The organism is Pseudomonas reidholzensis, from assembly GCF_900536025.1.
GTDB classification, from domain to species: domain Bacteria; phylum Pseudomonadota; class Gammaproteobacteria; order Pseudomonadales; family Pseudomonadaceae; genus Aquipseudomonas; species Aquipseudomonas reidholzensis.
In genome coordinates this window covers 197449-213315 of the sequence record NZ_UNOZ01000007.1, presented here as the reverse complement: position 1 = coordinate 213315, position 15867 = coordinate 197449, and the positions used below count along the sequence as shown (strand labels likewise).

Below are 15867 nucleotides of genomic sequence, written 5' to 3'. Positions count from 1 at the left end.
TCGCAGACGTGCGGGGATTGACAGCATGAGAAATCGGCGCGAATACTATTAACAGAACGACATTCTGCCTGACAGAACAATCATAAGAATACGGATCTGTGCCACCTGATGGCCTGCCGCGTGAATGTTCCAAAGGCTCTCCAGCCGATGAGGAGAACCTCCAATGCACCACGGTCAAGATATCGATGTGTTAGTCAGTGAAGTCGCCCCCCGCGATGGCCTGCAAAGCATCAAGGCGACGATGCCGACCCCACTGAAACTGCGCTGGATCTCCGCCCTGGCCGATGCCGGCCTGCGTGAGATCGAAGTGGGATCATTCGTACCGGCCAAGCTGCTGCCACAGATGGCCGATTGCGCTGAGCTGGTTGCTCACGCACGGCAGATTTCCGGCCTGTTCGTCACCGCGTTGGTGCCAAACCTCAGAGGTGCCCAGGCAGCGTTCGAGGCTGGCGTGCAGAAGATCACCCTGCCGATCTCTGTCAGCGAGCCGCACTCCCTTGCCAATATCCGCAAGACCCACGCCCAGGTCTTTGAAGAGGTCCAGGCGGTCGTGGCACTGCGCAATGAGCGATTCCCGGGTGTCGAGATCGAGGCCGGCCTTTCCACGGTCTTCGGCTGCACCCTCCAGGGCGTGGTCACTGATGACCAGAGCCTGGCGATGGCCGTGAAAATGGCAGAGCTGGGCGTCGACGAAGTCGGGCTGGCCGATACGGTCGGTTACGCCAACCCTGCGCAGGTGCGTCGGGTATTCACTCGGCTGCGCAATGAGCTCGGAGCGCTGGCCGGGAGTGCCCACTTTCACAATACGCGCGGGCAGGGCTTGGCCAACGTCGTCGCCGCGCTCGAGGCAGGTGTGACTACCTTCGACGCTTCGCAGGGCGGCATTGGCGGCTGCCCCTACGCGCCGGGGGCATCAGGCAACATCGTCACCGAAGATCTGGTGTATCTCCTCGAATCCATGGGCCTGCGCACCGGCGTCGACATCGATCGCCTGGTGGCTGCGCGCGAGTGGTTGCGTCAGGGCCTTCCGGGCGAGGCCTTGTATGGCTTCATTCCCGATGCCGGCGTCGGTAAGAACTTCACCTACGCGAAGGAGGCAGTATGAGCCAGCCCGCGGAAAAAGCCCTGCCGCTTGCCGGCATCCGAGTGATCGAGTTCGTGCACATGGTCATGGGACCTACCTGCGGCCTGCTGCTTGCCGATCTGGGCGCCGAAGTGATCAAGGTAGAACCCGTTGCCGAAGGCGACAACACACGCCGTCTGATGGGGTCGGGCGCCGGTTATTGGCTCACCTACAACCGTAACAAGAAGAGCTTCGCGGTCGACATCAAATCAGAACAAGGCATGGCAGCGGTCAAGCAGCTGATCGCAACCGCCGATGTGGTCACCGAGAATTTTCGCCCAGGTGCCATGGAAAAACTGGGGCTGGGCTACGACCAGGTCAAAGCGATCAAACCCGACATCATCTACAGCTCGATGAAAGGCTTTTTGCCCGGTCCTTACGAACAACGCACCGCGCTCGATGAAGTGGTGCAAATGATGACCGGGCTTGCCTACATGACCGGCCCGGTTGGCCGTCCGCTGCGTGCAGGAGCCTCCGTCAACGACGTCATGGGCGGTATGTTCAGTGCGTTTTCGGTACTGGCTGCATTGCTCCAACGCAAAGACAGCGGCAAGGGCCAGTTCGTCCAGACCGGCCTGTTCGAGAACTCCGCGTTCCTGGTTGCCCAGCACATGATGCAGAAGGTCGTCACCGGTGCCGCCGCCGCACCGATGCCGAGCCGACTCTCTGCCTGGGCGATCTATGACGTGTTCGAAACGGCTGAAGAGGGCCAGCAGGTGTTCATGGGCGTGGTCAGTGACAGCCAGTGGGTCGCGTTCTGCACAACCTTCGATTTTCCCGAGTTCGCCCACGATCAAGCCCTGGCGCGCAACAACCAGCGTGTGCAGGCACGTGAACGGATCATGCCTATCGTGCGTGAACGCCTCCTGTCCATGAGCAAGCAAGCCGTGATGGCGCTGTGCGAAGCGGCCGGGCTGCCGTTCTCGCCCATTCAGCGTCCAGAAGACCTGTTCGATGATCGACACCTGAACGATTCCGGTGGGCTGACTGAACTGCTGCTCAGTAACGGTGAGACCACCAAGGTCCCGATGCTGCCATTCGAGATGGACGGGCAGCGCTTTGGTGCCCGACTGCCCGCGCCGGACCTAGGCAGTCATTCGCGCGAGCTGCTGTGCGAGCTGGGCTACGAGGGTGCTGCAATCGACGCCTTGGCATCCGCCGGGGTGATTCGAACCTGAGCGCTGCGCGCAAGGATGCCGCACATGAATGTGGGTAGCCGGCGCCCCTGGGCGTTGGCCAAGCATCGACTTTGACGACACCGTCTGGCCACAAATAAGAACAACATCGAGGAACCTGTCATGGCTAACGTCACGACTCCAGCAAGTACTGCCCCGCTGGCGCAACCCCTTGCGCTGTCCGAGTTGCAACAACGCGCGCTGCGCAAAGCGGCCTGGCGGCTGATCCCGCTGCTGGCTCTGGCCTACTTTTTCAACTACCTGGACCGTACCAGCGTTGGCTACGCTGCGCTGCAGATGACCGATCAGTTGGGCCTGACCGCGGCGCAGTTCGGGCTCGGTGCGGGGATCATGTTCGTCGGCTATTGCCTGTGCGAAGTGCCCAGCAACCTCGCCATGTACCGGTTTGGTGCCAGGCTCTGGATGGCTCGGATCATGATCACCTGGGGCCTGGCGGCAGCCGCCACGGCGTTTGTCGTCGGCCCGTACAGCTTCTATGTCATTCGCTTCATTCTCGGCGTTGCCGAGGCGGGCTTCTTCCCGGGGGTCATCTTCTTCCTGACGCTCTGGTTCCCGCTGCAGTACCGCACCCGGGTGCTGGCCTGGTTCACCGTAGCGACGCCGATTTCGTTTCTGGTCGGTGGCCCACTGTCCATCTGGCTGCTGCAGATGCACGGTACGCTTGGCCTGGCCGGTTGGCAGTGGATGTTCGTCATCGAGGGGCTTCCGGCATGCGTGCTCGGCCTGATCACCTTGAAGGTACTTGCCAACCGCCCCAGTGAGGCCAAGTGGCTCAGTGCTGATGAGCGCAGTGCCCTGGACGATCTGCTGGCCTCAGAGCAGGGCAAAGCCCAGAAGAGCCATGCCTTCAAGGCCGCGCTGAAAGACCCTCGCGTCTGGGTGCTCAGCTCCATTACCTTCAGCTTCACCATCGGTACCTACGGGATCGGTATCTGGCTGCCGCAGATGCTCAAGGCGCAGGGCGTTGAGTTGGGCATGATCGGGTGGGTTGCAGCCGTCCCTTACTTCTTCTCGACGATTGGCCTGCTGTTCTGGGCCAGGCATGTGGACCGGACCGGCAAAGGCATTCTGAACCTCGTGATTGCCTTGCTCCTGGCCGGCCTGGCGCTGCTGTTCGCACTGCAGATGAGTACCTTGGTGCCCGCCATGATCGGTATCACCCTGGCGCTGGTCGGCACCATTTCGGCGAAAACCATCTTCTATACGCTGCCTGCCAAATTCCTCAGCGGCCAGGCAGCTGCGGGGGGGATTGCCCTGATCAACTCGATTGGTGCGTTCGGCGGTTTCGTAGGGCCTTACCTGATGGGCTACCTGAAGGAAACCACCCACTCGTTTACCGCCGGGCTCATGGTAATGGGCTGTGTCCTGTTCTTCGCGGCCGCCATGGCGCTGGTGCTGAAATTGTTCATGCGAGAAGCTTGATCAGAACACTGTTCTGTTGCGCGAATAGCCAGGACTCTTTATTTTTGCAGGCAAGTAGCTCTGGTTGGCCTGCTTTCGAGCAGGCCTTTTTCACGCAACAGAAGTGACGCTATGCCAATCAACAGCACACAATCCACTGATGACGGCCCGCAGGAAGCAGCAGGGGGTGTTGCCGCTGTAGACCGCGCATTTGCGATTCTCGCGGCCTTCGACGCTAGCCGACCGAGCCTGCCCCTGGCAGAGCTGTCAAGGCGCACGGGGTTGTATAAAAGCACGATCCTGCGCCTGATGACGTCGCTGGAGCGTGCAGGCTTCGTCCGTCGTCTGGCGGATGGTCAGTTTGCTGTCGGCCACGAGCCCCTCCGGCTCGCCCAGCTCTACCAGGGCGCATTCAACCTGCGCGATGCGCTGATGCCAATCCTTGAGGCGTTGTCCCAGGAGTGCGCGGAAACCTCATCGTTTTATGTTCCGGAAGGGGCGAGCCGGGTGGTCTTGCTGCGAGTCGAGCCTAAACGCTCGGTACGGGTGTCCATTCATGAAGGCGACAGATTCCCCATCAATGCAGGTGCGTCGGGCAAAGTGCTTCGAGCGTTTGGCGCAGCGCAAGAGCCGTCCCTGCAATCGGTGCGCGAGCAGTGCTGGGCCGCCTCATTCGGCGAGCGCGACCCAGATACCGCAGCAATTTCCGTGCCCGTCTTCAGCGCAGGAAACGTACTGGTTGGCGCATTGACATTGTCCGGGCCAGCGGATCGATTCAACGCGGAACAAATCAAGCGCGTGCGCGCCACAGTGTTGCAAAAAGCGTCGCAGGCGACCGCTGCGTTAGGAGGCCGCACCGAAATTTTCCTCAGCGCGATCAATTCAGCAGAGACCAGTGGCGCATAACTGCGGCTGCCAGAATGGGGCCGATACCTAAAGTCCGGATTTTATGAGACAACTGAATGCCAGGGGCTGTTGGGCCGGAGGACAAACCTGTCATTCGTCGACCGGCCTAGACGACTGGTCTAATTTGCTCTAGGCTACGCCCACTATGAAGAAACCAGCCAACGAAATGCGCGAGCACATCCTCGATGTCGCCAGGGCGCTGATGACCCATAAGGGCTACACCGCGGTCGGCCTCAATGAAGTCTTGAGCACGGCCAATGTGCCCAAAGGGTCGTTCTACCATTACTTCAAATCCAAAGAAGAATTTGGCCAGGCATTGCTCGATGTGTACTTCGACGAGTACCTGTCACGCATCGAACCGATCCTCAAGCTGCAGGCCAATGGCGCGCAGAGCCTGCTGAAGTATTTTCAGTACTGGAGCGAAACCCAGCATGACGACGCCGTCGACAACAAATGCCTGGTAGTGAAGCTCGGCGCTGAGGTGTGCGATCTCTCTGAAGTCATGCGGCAGGTGCTTGAAACTGGCACCACGCGGATCATCACGCTGATCAGCGATAGCATCGAACGCGGTGTCAGCGATGGCAGCATCGTGACCCAAGACAGCCGGGCGCTGGCCGAATCGCTCTATCAACTGTGGCTCGGCGCCTCGTTGATGGCGAAAGTGAACCGCTCCACCCAGCCCTTTGCATCGGCATTCGCCATCACTAAAAGCCTGCTCGGTTGAGCGGCTTTTTTTTACCTGATTACTAGACGACCGGTCTACTTATCTGAGGTTCTCATGATCGACAACAGCACCCGTACCGACCTGTTCGAGCCCACCCGCCTGGGTGCGATCGAACTCAGCAATCGCATCGTCATGGCGCCGGTGACCCGCAGCCGTTACGCCGAAGACGGTATCCCCAACGAGTTGCACGCGACCTACTACGCCCAGCGCGCATCCGCCGGCCTGATCATCGCCGAAGCCACCAACATCTCCGCTCAGGGCCGCGGCTATGCGGCGACGCCCGGTATCTGGAACGAGCAGCAGACGGCGGGGTGGAAGACCGTCACCGACGCCGTGCACGCCAAAGGCGGCAAGATCGTCCTGCAACTGTGGCATGTCGGGCGCTTCTCCAGTGTCTTGCTGCAGCCGGACGGGCAGGCCCCGGTCGCGCCGTCGGCGATCAAGGCCGAGGGCAGCACCTACACCGCCGACGGTTTCGTCCCCGTGTCCACCCCGCGCGCGCTGGAAACGGCGGAAATCCCGTGCATCATCGAGCAATACCGGGTGGCCGCACGCAACGCCAAGCGGGCAGGGTTCGACGGTGTTGAAGTGCACTCTGCGAACAGCTACCTGCTCGACCAGTTCCTGCGCGACTCGACCAATCAGCGTAGCGACGCCTACGGCGGCTCGATCGAAAACCGCGCCCGCCTGACCCTGGAGGTCACCCGCGCGGTGATCGAGATCTGGGGCAGCGAGCGGGTGGGCATACGCCTCTCGCCGGTGACCCCGGACGCCGGCAACACGCCACCCGACAGCAACGTCATGGGCCTGTTCGGCTACCTGGTGCCGGAGCTGAACAAGCTCGACCTGGCGTATCTGCATTTCGTCGAAGGCGCCACGGCGACCAGCCGCGAGGTGCCTGCCGGGGTTGATATGGATGCCCTGAGCGGGCTGTTCACAGGGCCCTACATCGGTAACAACAACTACGACCTGGAAATGGCCATCGAGCGGCGTGGGCAAAACAAGATCGACGCCGTGGCTTTCGGCCGCCTGTTCATCGCCAACCCCGACCTGGTCGCGCGCCTGCGCCATGGCGCCGACCTGACGGTCGCTGAAAGAGAGACTTACTACGGCGGTGGCGCCAAAGGCTACCTCGACTGGCCGCAGGGCAACTACTGAACACCGTACGGCTGACTCACCCCCAACCACGCTTCTCCATGCTCACAACAGGAAACCACCAATGACCAAACCTACTTATGTGCAGGAATACACCGCCATCGTCGACGTGCTGAACCAGTACAACGAAGGCGGCAAACAGGCCAACAGCAGCATCATGAAACCGGCGTTCAGCGAGCAGGCGACCATTTTTGGTGTCGACGCTGACGCCAAGCTGGTAGGCGGCGCGATCCAAGGCCTGTTCGACACCATCGACGGTCCACTTTTCCGTCCTTCTCCTGAGGCCCAGGGGGTCATCGTCAGCATCGATATCGTCGGCACCGCCGCCAGCGCGCGTGTCGATACCAACGATATCTCGGGCTTCTGTTTCACCGACTTTTTCAACCTGCTGAAAGTTGAAAACCAGTGGACGGTGGTCAGCAAGATCTACCACACGCACGTTGCTGGGTAGTCTGCACGGTTTGCGCGGGCGCCGGCCGAGGCACTGCGTCAGCCGTTCACCTCGCCGGCATTGACGCGTTGTCAGGGTGTCGCTGATCCAGCAGCCGAACCATCAGGCAGGCATACAGCGTCACGCAGATGAACAGCCCCATGCGCACGGCAAATGCCGTATAGACGTCCTTGCCGGCACTGCTGTCCTGGACTGACTGGCCCAGCAGAATGATCAACGTGATCAGGCTGTTGAGCCAGAACCCCGGGCTTAACCGCGTCGGGCTCAGGCCATAGAGTTTGCGTGCCAGCACCAGCGCGAACAGCAGCATCCACAGGAAGAACATCCACAGGTGCACAAAGAGGCTCAGTGCACACCAGAACAACACCGCCAGCAGACCGCCTGACAGCGTCGAGCCGAGCAATTCACGCGCTGCATGGCGTGACGTGGTGGTGCAACTCTGCTGACCCAGGCTGGCGGCTTTCAAGATGATCGGCAGGTAACCTGCCGGATCGATCAGCGCCAGCACAAACGCCGGCAACACGATCAGCGCTGCTCGCAGCGCAACCCTGTCGATTGCCGCTGCAGGCAGGCGCGGGGCCGCGGTGTGGGGCGGCACGTTGGCAGGCTCGGGAAACAGCCAATGACTGACCGCCAGCACGATGACGGCGAGAAGCAAGCCTTTGATCAAGGCCACGATGATCATCATCGCCACGTCAAAATCAGCCAAGCCGGCCGAAGAAATCATGGTCAGGCCGATCACCAGAAACGTCACGATCAGGTTGCTGCTGCCGCGCAGGCCCGAGCGAAACACGAGGAACAGACACACGCCGATCAGCCCGATGGCGCTGAGCGGGTAGTAATGCAGGAGGGGCACCAGCAACAGGCCCGTCGCGGTGGTGAGCATGGCGGCCACGGCCAAGGTCAAGCCGGCCTTCACGTTCAGCGGGCGATTGAGCGCGGCAATCAGTAACACCGCAAACACCGGCGCAAAAAAAGCGATCGGCAACGCCAGCGCGAAACTGGCGGCCACGCACAAGGCGGTGCCCGTCGCCAGGCGCAGCGCCCGCTGCACCCGGGGGCTGCGCTCAATAGACATACGACAGCCAACTCATCAGCCTGACAAACAGGTGGCCCAGCAGATTCAGCGGGTTGCCTTGCGTCGGGAAGGCCATGACCTCGGCCTGGCCGCCGGCACGGATGGCGCGGCTGTCGCGCAGCCGCGCCATCGAGTCAGCGGAGAACTCGATGATCACCGGAAACCGCTGGGCTGGACGCAGCCAATCCCGGCTGTTCTGCACCGTTGGCAAGGTGCCCGGCGCGGCTGTCTGGCCCACGCTGACGCCGTAGCCGACACTGCGTACGCGCCCTTCGAACACTTCGCCGGGGACTGCATCCAGGACGATCGAGACCGGCGTATCGAGCTCGATCCGGCCGAGGTTGTTTTCGGTCATGTCCGCACTGATCCACACATCGTGGAGGGCGATCAGGGTCATGACCGGGCTGCCAACGGCCGCGAACTGCCCTGCATCGGTGCGCAGATCAGTGATCAAACCCGCCGAACGGGCGCGGATCTGCGTATTCGCCTGATCCAGTTCAGCTTTCGACAGGGCGGTGGCAGCGCTGCGCAGCAAGGCGTTGTTTTCCGCGCTGCCGCCCTCTTGCTCGCGCGCCCGCTGGACTTCGGCACGGGCAGCGGCGACCTGGCTCAGCGCCTGTTGATGGTTGGCGCGGGAAATTTCCAGCAGGCGTACGGAAATCGTCCCGGGGTCGTCACGGTACAAGCCTTCGAGGCGCTGGTTATCCTGCCGCGCCTTGAGCTGGTTGGCCTGCGCCGCGCGCAAATTGGCTTGTGCCGCGGCGATGCCGGCGGTGCTGGCGCCGATCTGCCGGCGGGTGGATTCAAGGTCTGCCCGCGCGCGGTCGACGGCGATCTGGTAGGGCTGCGGGTCCACTTCGAAGAGCACGTCACCCGCTTTCACGTCCTGGTTGTTACGCACGTTGACGCGGATGACCCGACCGGCCACTTCCGCCGCCACCGGGATGACGAAGGCGCCGACCCGAGCCTGTTGCGTATAAGGCGTGAAACGGTCGGCCAACAGGTACCAGAGCAGGCTCAGGGCAATGGCCAGCAACACCCACTTGATGCCTTTTGCGGCGGGGTCCGCAGTCGCCGCGGGTGGCTCGGGAGGCGGGGCGGCGGGTTGCGAGGCTTCACTCATGATTGATCACCTTTTCTCGGGTGTCGCTGCGGCGGGATCATCCAGCGACTCGCCCCAATCCGTGCGTTGTTCCATTTGCTGGCGAGTGGCTCGGTCGACGGTCGCTCGGGTGCTGTACCAACCGCCGCCCAGCGCTTTGTACAGGGCGATCAGATTACTCACGGCGTTGCTCCGGCTGACCAGGTAATTGTCCTGTTGCTGGAGCAATGCGCGTTGCGCGTCGAGCACCCGCTGGAAGTCCGAGTAGCCTTCACGATACTGAGCGCTGGCCAGCACCAGTGCGCGCTTGGCAGCGACCTCCGCCTCTCCCAGGATGGCCTCGCGCTCGAGGGATTTGAGCAGCCCATTGGCGGCGTCATCGGCTTCGCGTGCCGCTTGGCGAACCTTGTCCCGGTACGCTTCGATCAACTGTTGCAACCGCACGTCCTGGACGCGCACGTTGTTACGGATCTGGCCGTGGTCGAACAGGTTCCAGCGCAGGCTCGGGCCACCGACCAGGTCCAGGCTCCTGGGCGTGCCACTGAGCGTGTCGGTCGACCAGACGATGCTGCCGAGCAAGCTCAGCGAGGGGTAGAAATCGGATTCGGCGACTCCGATCAGTGCCGACTGGGACGCGACCTCGAGTTCAGCCGCGCGCACATCGGGCCTGCGCAGCAGCAGGTTGGCCGGTATGTCCTGCAGCACCGTGCGCTGCACCAGCGGGATCATCCCTTGGTTTTCGGCCAGCGGCGGCAGCGCACCGGGCGGCTGCCCGATCAACGCCGCCAGTGCATTGCGGGTCCGCAGGACCTGATCTTCAAAATCAGGAAGGGTACTGAGGGTGCCCAGGTATTGGGTTTTGGCTTGCTGCAGGTCGAGCTCTGCCTGCTGGCCACTGTTGAACAGCTTCTCGGTGATCTCGAAGTTGCGCTTTTGCTGTTGGGCGTTTTGCTGGGCCACGCGCAAACGGGCTTCGCTGGTCCGCAGTGCAAAGTAGGTTTCAGCCAGTTGAGCGTGCAGCAGCACCAGCACGTCCTGGTAATTGGCCTGGGTGGCGAAGTATCGGGCATCGGCTGATTCGATGGCGCGACTGAAACGCCCCCAGAAGTCCAGCTCCCAGCCAATGTCAAAGCCGGCACTGTATTGCCAGAAATGGCGATTCTGCGGATTACTGCCGCCGTATTGCCTTCGGTCGAAGTACACGCTGTCGGCGCTGGCTTGCTGCACTTGCGGGTAGCGCCCGCTTTGGGCGATACCCAGTTGGGCGCGTGCCTCGATTACGCGCAGACCGGCAATCTTCAGGTCGGCATTGTTGGCATCGGCCAGGGCGATCAGACGCTCGAGCAGCCGATCGTCGAACACTTGCCACCATTGAGCAAAATCCGGGGTTTGGGCGCGCTGGCTGGCGTGCTCGAGGGCAGGGGTGGTCCAGTGCTCGGGCCAGGCTTGCCGCGGTGATTGAAAGTCCGGCCCCAGGCGCACGCAGCCGCTCAAGCCGAGCAGCCCAAACACCAACAGTTGGCCCGAGCGCGTCAGGTGCATGGGGGGGTCCCATCAAGCAATATCACAGCAGCATAGACGCCCTGATCGGCCACAGACTGCTAAGCTCTCAGGCACCTTCGCACGTGCTACGACCCGTCATAAAGGGACAACGCCATGAATGCACCGCACACCGCGAGTTGGCGCTTCAAACTGGGCATCGCGATTATAGGCCTGATGCTGGGCTCCTGGCTGATGGTACCGGTCGCGGCGGCGCTCGACGTGCCGGGTTCAAAGATCGCTGCGCTCACCGGGGTGTTGTTTATCAGCAACAAAGTCCTGCTGATTCTCGTCATCGCGGTCATGGGCAAGGCAGGTTTCCAGCAGCTCAAGCGCAGCGTTTTCGGTTACGTGTCGGGGCTTGTGCCGGCGCTGGACAACGACGTGGGCCCGGTTCGGCATCGGATTGGCATCGTCATGTTCTGCTTGCCCTTGCTCTCTGCTTTTCTCGAGCCGTACATCGATACCTTTTGGCCCGGTCTGAGGCCAAACCTCTGGCAAGTTCAAGTGCTGGGTGATGTCATGTTGATTGGCAGTTTCTTCGTGCTCGGGGGGAATTTTTGGGAAAAGATCCACGCGCTTTTCATTCGCACCGCACGGGTCTCGGACGCCCGCACGCCCTGAGACCTGGTCCATCACCCGCTGGCATTAGCCAGCGGCGGAGCGCGACGCCCATTGTGGGTCAGGCTTTTCGCGCCCAGCTGGTAAAGATCACGTCGCCGATATAGATGCCAGGAGAGCTTGATCGCTCCAGGTCCAGGCGCGCTTGCAGTGTTTCGATTTCGACATCATCTGCACTCGCTACCCCCAGTGCAATGATCCGCGGCAAGCAGGCTCGAACAATGCTGCCCAGCCCTGAAGGCGTATCAGGGGTTTGTACCAGGCAGTCGGCCCGCACGGTTTCAACGGCGAGGCCTGCTCGGGTAAAAATGCGGTGCAGGTTGAAACCGATGTGCAGGTCGGCCCCTTCACGCGCAATCATTGCTTGTATCCAGGCCTGCGCTTTCTGATGCAGAGGGAAGGGGTCGAGGCAGGCGGGTGCCATCGTCGTGTCGTGTTCCTGAAAGGCAACGATGCCACGGGGCCGCAAAGACTTCGACAGCGCACGGACCGTTGCTACCGCATCCTGCTGATACATGAGGACGCGCCGACCGACGATGGCGTCAAACGTACCGAGAGTGTCCGGCAGCTCTAGCAGATCGCACTGCGCAAAGGTCAGGGCAGGGTGGTCTTGCGTTGCACTGCGCTGGCGGGCGAGGGCAATGGCGCGGGCGTCATGATCGACCCCGACGACCTCTCCGTCCCTCCCCACCAGGCCGCACAACAGCAAAGAAACCTCACCCGAACCGCAGCCCACGTCCAGGACGCGCATCCCTGGTACGATCCCCGCGTCGGTGAGCAAACGGGTGGTGACATCCGGTATCGTGTTCGACATTACACAGCCTCATTGAGCAGCATCTCATCCTTTGTCACCGCACGTTTAAAGGCGTCGCGGCTCATCAACTTTTCCGCGTAGGCGAGAAACGCCGGCCTGGGCGGCAAGGTTTGCAGGCCAAGCCCCCAGCCGATGTGCGAGCCGACATAGACGTCGGCAGCGGTGAAGCGCTCACCGGCAACGTACGGATGCGCCAGCACGGCGCGTTCGAGTTGATCCACGGTACGCGCGTAGCTTCCGTAACCCAAGAAAAACTCCTGATCCGCCGTCGGCTGGAAACCGGCGCGGTGGTTTGTCACCGCCTGCTCCAGAGGCCCCGCGGCAAAAAACAGGCAACGGTAATAGGCTGCCCGTTCCGCGGCCTCAGGCGCCAACCCAGCGTGGGGAAACGCCTCCGCCAGGTACGCACAGATGGCGGCGGTTTCTGTTATGGTTTGCCCGTTGTGCACCAGCGCAGGGACCTTTGCCATCGGGTTCACATCGCGGAAAAAGCCAACCCGTGGATCAGCAGGGTCGTCCATCGCCGGCACAGCCAGGGCCGCACCCCCCCAGCGGTCAGCCTCGCTGCTGGGCTGGTAATCCAGAATGACCGTGTCATACGGGCAGCCGATTTCTTCAAGCATCCAGCGCACCATGCGGCCGCGAGAGTTGGGGTTGGTATAGAACGTCATCGTCATCGGGAGCACCTTTGAGCTCAATTCGGTGCCGACAAGGGTAAGCGCGAAGCGGCATCCGGCCGTGGGCGGTTTACGCCAAAACACTAGCGAAGTGCGCCACCAACGCGGCGCTGCATCAGGCACTGCCGCGCACCGGCGGCGCGGAGTATCGACATGCCCCACCCCCAGACCGGCACCGAGCGGTGCAAGTTACCCCGAGCATTCTGGCAGGCGGTCGAGCAACTGGGGCTCAGTCCTTCGTCGATTCAACAACACGCTCGACTGCCCCGCGACCTTCATCTCAACGAAGCAGCCATGGTCAGTACGGGTGAGCTGTTCGCCGTCTGGAACGCCATCGAGGCGCTGTCTGCAGACCCGGCGTTCGCCATCAAGATGGTCCGCGACACGCCCACTGCCAAACACAAACTGGCGTTCCTGGCGGCGTTATATGCAGCCGACTTTCGCGATGGGCTGGCGAGGTTGTCGCGCTTCAAGCGCCTGTGCAGTCCCGACCGCCTTTGCGTGGACGAGCGCAACGGCACGGTGTCATTGACCATCCAGTGGCCCGCCGGCACCGGCCCGGAACCGTATCTTTCGGTGGAGGCCTGTTTTGCCTTGATACTCGAGCTAGGCCGCCGAGGCACCGGCAAACACCTGGTGCCCCTGGCGCTGCGCTTGAGACGCCCGCGGCAGACACTGGATACCCATGCGGGTTATTTCGGCTGCGCGATTCGCTACGGCGCAGCCCATGACCAGTTGATACTGAGCACGGCCGACATCGACCTGCCGTTCAATGGCCACAATCCGGAAGTGCTGCACTTCATGACCCCCGGCCTGACAGCCGCCGTACAAGAGATCGAAGCGCCCGTGGGGTTCCGGGAGCAGGTCATCGGCGTATTGAAGCGCGCGCTGGCAGGCGGGCGGCCGAGTGTGCAACAGCTCGCACGGACGCTGTTGCAGAGCGAGCGGACGTTGCAACGTCGCTTGGCGTCGCACGGTACAACGTTCAGCGAACTGCTCAACGAGGCCAGGCGCGAAGTGGGTTTTCAGCTGCTGGCTGATCAGTCCCTTGAACTCAAAGAGGTGGCGTATCTGCTCGGCTACCAGGACGTCACCTCTTATCACCGGGCTTTTCGGCAGTACGAGAAGGTGTCGCCCGGTGAGTGGCGACGGCTCAATGGCTGAGAGGGCTGGCAGCCCGCAAAGAAAAGTGTCCATCGTTGGCGGATTGGCGCTCAATCGGTTGCTGCTGCGGACCGCGCCGTGCTACAGCGCACATGAGCTTCTTGTCCCCGACGCGCTCGGGATCCTAACGTAACGCAGCATTTTTCCAGGACTGAAGATGCAGAACGAACTCAGCTTCACCGATGTAGTGCGCGAGATTCTTCGCCAGCGCCCGGAGGGACTAACACCCCAGCAGATCCGAGAGATCGTGAAGGTTGAATACCCCCAGCACGTCGGCACCGCAAGCCATCTCAAGAATGTCGCGGCAGGAAACTACAAGGACGTGGACCATGCGGTTCTGGCTCGAATTTATCTGGCTTGCAGAGGCGCATCAGACATCGCTGCAGATAAGAGTCGTAAACCTCACTTAATGACGCTCTTGGCGGACGCGGCCTCAGTCGAGATCAAGGACGATGAATTCATCGAGGGGGAAGACCTTGCCAAGTTGGAGGCGGATTGGCACGTTATACGTACTCTCTACCGGTCTCTATACCGCTGACCAGGTCGAGATAGTCAAGATTGGGATCACCACCGGCCCCGTAGACAAGCGCATCACCCAGCTCTATACGACCGGGGTGCCATTTCGCTTCACGGTCGTCAGTCAGCTGGAAACTACAAACTATTCAAAGCTGGAGCAGGCCTTGCACTGCTTGCTCGATAGGTACCGGATCAATAAATCCCGAGAGTTTTTTACCGCTCATTGCCTGAAGTTTCTGCCGGATCTAATCGCTATACACCGGCAAATCGAGGAGATGTGAGAAGGTCGGTTATTCCTGATAAAGCTGGCAGGTGCGTGGGTATCAATCCCGACGCTAAATCTGCGCTCCAGGAGTTCTGGTGCTTGGCATTACGTGATGCCGGGCCGCCCTCCGGGTCGTCAATCTGCTGCCAGCCTCTTAGACAAAGCACACGCTCTGGTTCGATCCTGCAGCTCGGCAGGCGGGCCGCAAGCACCGCTAGTGCTCCAACCAGCGGTCATAGATCAGCGGGAGCTGTTCACGCACCCAGTCGACAAACACCGCCACCTGGGGTGCCAGGTGAGACTTACTCGGGTACAGGACCGAGACGGGGCGAGCCTGAGGGCGGAACGGCTGCAGAATTTCGACCAGTGAGCCCTCCGCCAAAAAGCGATCGAGGGTAATCCCCGGCGCCTGAAGAATGCCGAATCCGGCAACCCCGCATTCCACGTAGGCGTTGGATTCGTTGACCGTGATGCCCTGTCGACTGATGTAGCTTTGTTCGCTACCGCCCTGCATGAACTGCCACGGCAGCGGGCGTTGGTTTTGACCGGACAAGAACGTGATGCCGGGGTGCGTATTCAAGTCCTCCAGCGTTTTCGGTTCACCGTGCTCTTGAAGGTAGCGGGGGGCTGCGCATGTCACCATCGTGGCCTGACCGATACGCCGAGCGATCAGGCTGGAGTCGGGCAGCTCACCAATGCGCAGTACGCAATCGACACCCTCGGCAACCAGATCAACCGTTCTGTCCGTGACGCCGAGTGCGAGTTCGACGGCCGGATAGCGCGCGGTAAAATCCTTCAGGCCCTGGATGAGCCCAGGCTGCGAAAATGCGGTCGGGATGTCGACGCGTAAACGCCCACGCAGTGTCGAGCCAGCGACACCAAACATCGACGTGGCCTCAGCGACATCACCCAGAATTGCACTCACACGCTGGTAGAAACGTTCGCCCTCGGACGTCAGCCGAACCGTGCGCGTGGTGCGCTGGAACAGCCGAACACCGAGTGAGGCTTCCAGCGCCTGGATGGCTCGGGTCACCTGCGGGCGGCCTATCTGCAGGGCGTCCGCGGCACGCGTGAAGCTGCCGAGATCGGCCACGCGGGCGAACACTTGCATGGATTGGAGTAGCTCCATAGCGCT

17 protein-coding genes are annotated in these 15867 nt (G+C 61.6%); 11 read left to right on the top strand and 6 right to left on the bottom strand.

What is annotated here, in order from left to right:
• Nucleotides 1-163: 163 nt before the first annotated feature.
• From CCOS865_RS06640 to CCOS865_RS06610, 7 genes are all read left to right on the top strand, one after another.
• Complete coding sequence (locus tag CCOS865_RS06640) at nt 164-1105, top strand: hydroxymethylglutaryl-CoA lyase (protein ID WP_119139081.1); 942 nt, start codon at nt 164-166, stop codon at nt 1103-1105.
• Nucleotides 1102-2301 carry a CaiB/BaiF CoA transferase family protein gene (locus tag CCOS865_RS06635; protein WP_119139079.1) on the top strand — a complete coding sequence of 400 codons (1200 nt, stop codon included), beginning with the start codon at nt 1102-1104 and terminating at the stop codon, nt 2299-2301. Before CCOS865_RS06640 ends, CCOS865_RS06635 begins: the two co-directional genes overlap by 4 nt.
• A 120-nt stretch (nt 2302-2421) precedes the next feature.
• Entirely contained in the window at nt 2422-3741 is a 1320-nt protein-coding gene (locus CCOS865_RS06630; RefSeq protein ID WP_119139077.1) for an MFS transporter, read from the top strand.
• Nucleotides 3742-3852: 111 nt separating this feature from the next.
• Nucleotides 3853-4626, top strand: coding sequence for an IclR family transcriptional regulator (locus tag CCOS865_RS06625; protein ID WP_119139075.1), 774 nt, complete (start codon nt 3853-3855; stop codon nt 4624-4626).
• Nucleotides 4627-4771: 145 nt separating this feature from the next.
• Nucleotides 4772-5350 (top strand): TetR/AcrR family transcriptional regulator, encoded by a 579-nt coding sequence (locus CCOS865_RS06620; protein WP_119139074.1) that lies wholly within the window; start codon nt 4772-4774, stop codon nt 5348-5350.
• Nucleotides 5351-5404: 54 nt separating this feature from the next.
• Complete coding sequence (locus tag CCOS865_RS06615; protein ID WP_119139072.1) at nt 5405-6508, top strand: alkene reductase; 1104 nt, start codon at nt 5405-5407, stop codon at nt 6506-6508.
• Nucleotides 6509-6569: 61 nt separating this feature from the next.
• A complete protein-coding gene (locus CCOS865_RS06610; RefSeq protein WP_119139070.1) occupies nt 6570-6956 on the top strand; it encodes a nuclear transport factor 2 family protein in 387 nt (128 codons plus the stop codon).
• Between the two features lie 46 nt (nt 6957-7002).
• On the opposite strand, the gene CCOS865_RS06605 is transcribed toward CCOS865_RS06610, so the two are convergent.
• From CCOS865_RS06605 to CCOS865_RS06595, 3 genes are read right to left on the bottom strand one after another with little or no spacing between them, the layout of a single operon-like run.
• Complete coding sequence (locus tag CCOS865_RS06605; protein ID WP_119139068.1) at nt 7003-8034, bottom strand: DUF2955 domain-containing protein; 1032 nt, start codon at nt 8032-8034, stop codon at nt 7003-7005.
• On the bottom strand, nt 8024-9157 hold the full coding sequence (locus CCOS865_RS06600; RefSeq protein WP_119139067.1) for an HlyD family secretion protein: 1134 nt from the start codon (nt 9155-9157) through the stop codon (nt 8024-8026). Before CCOS865_RS06600 ends, CCOS865_RS06605 begins: the two co-directional genes overlap by 11 nt.
• 6 nt (nt 9158-9163) lie before the next feature.
• Nucleotides 9164-10678 carry an efflux transporter outer membrane subunit gene (locus CCOS865_RS06595; RefSeq protein WP_119139065.1) on the bottom strand — a complete coding sequence of 505 codons (1515 nt, stop codon included), beginning with the start codon at nt 10676-10678 and terminating at the stop codon, nt 9164-9166.
• A gap of 114 nt (nt 10679-10792) precedes the next feature.
• Here CCOS865_RS06595 and CCOS865_RS06590 point away from each other — a divergent pair, with 114 nt between their 5' ends.
• On the top strand, nt 10793-11299 hold the full coding sequence (locus CCOS865_RS06590) for a transporter suffix domain-containing protein (RefSeq protein ID WP_119139063.1): 507 nt from the start codon (nt 10793-10795) through the stop codon (nt 11297-11299).
• Nucleotides 11300-11357: 58 nt separating this feature from the next.
• Here the strand turns inward: CCOS865_RS06590 and CCOS865_RS06585 are convergent, their stop codons facing one another.
• Entirely contained in the window at nt 11358-12110 is a 753-nt protein-coding gene (locus tag CCOS865_RS06585) for a methyltransferase domain-containing protein (RefSeq protein WP_119139061.1), read from the bottom strand.
• Nucleotides 12110-12787 carry a glutathione S-transferase family protein gene (locus CCOS865_RS06580; RefSeq protein WP_208644504.1) on the bottom strand — a complete coding sequence of 226 codons (678 nt, stop codon included), beginning with the start codon at nt 12785-12787 and terminating at the stop codon, nt 12110-12112. Before CCOS865_RS06580 ends, CCOS865_RS06585 begins: the two co-directional genes overlap by 1 nt.
• 153 nt (nt 12788-12940) lie before the next feature.
• Here CCOS865_RS06580 and CCOS865_RS06575 point away from each other — a divergent pair, with 153 nt between their 5' ends.
• The 3 genes from CCOS865_RS06575 to CCOS865_RS28660 all read left to right on the top strand — a co-directional run bounded on the left by CCOS865_RS06575 (nt 12941) and on the right by CCOS865_RS28660 (nt 14748).
• Complete coding sequence (locus CCOS865_RS06575) at nt 12941-13951, top strand: AraC family transcriptional regulator (RefSeq protein WP_119139058.1); 1011 nt, start codon at nt 12941-12943, stop codon at nt 13949-13951.
• Between the two features lie 157 nt (nt 13952-14108).
• Nucleotides 14109-14489, top strand: a complete 381-nt coding sequence (locus CCOS865_RS28290; RefSeq protein WP_208644503.1) for a hypothetical protein — start codon at nt 14109-14111, stop codon at nt 14487-14489.
• Nucleotides 14404-14748 carry a GIY-YIG nuclease family protein gene (locus tag CCOS865_RS28660; RefSeq protein ID WP_415842604.1) on the top strand — a complete coding sequence of 115 codons (345 nt, stop codon included), beginning with the start codon at nt 14404-14406 and terminating at the stop codon, nt 14746-14748. Before CCOS865_RS28290 ends, CCOS865_RS28660 begins: the two co-directional genes overlap by 86 nt.
• 198 nt (nt 14749-14946) lie before the next feature.
• On the opposite strand, the gene CCOS865_RS06565 is transcribed toward CCOS865_RS28660, so the two are convergent.
• Nucleotides 14947-15861, bottom strand: a complete 915-nt coding sequence (locus CCOS865_RS06565; RefSeq protein ID WP_208644501.1) for a LysR family transcriptional regulator — start codon at nt 15859-15861, stop codon at nt 14947-14949.
• Between the last annotated feature and the right edge of the window lie 6 nt (nt 15862-15867).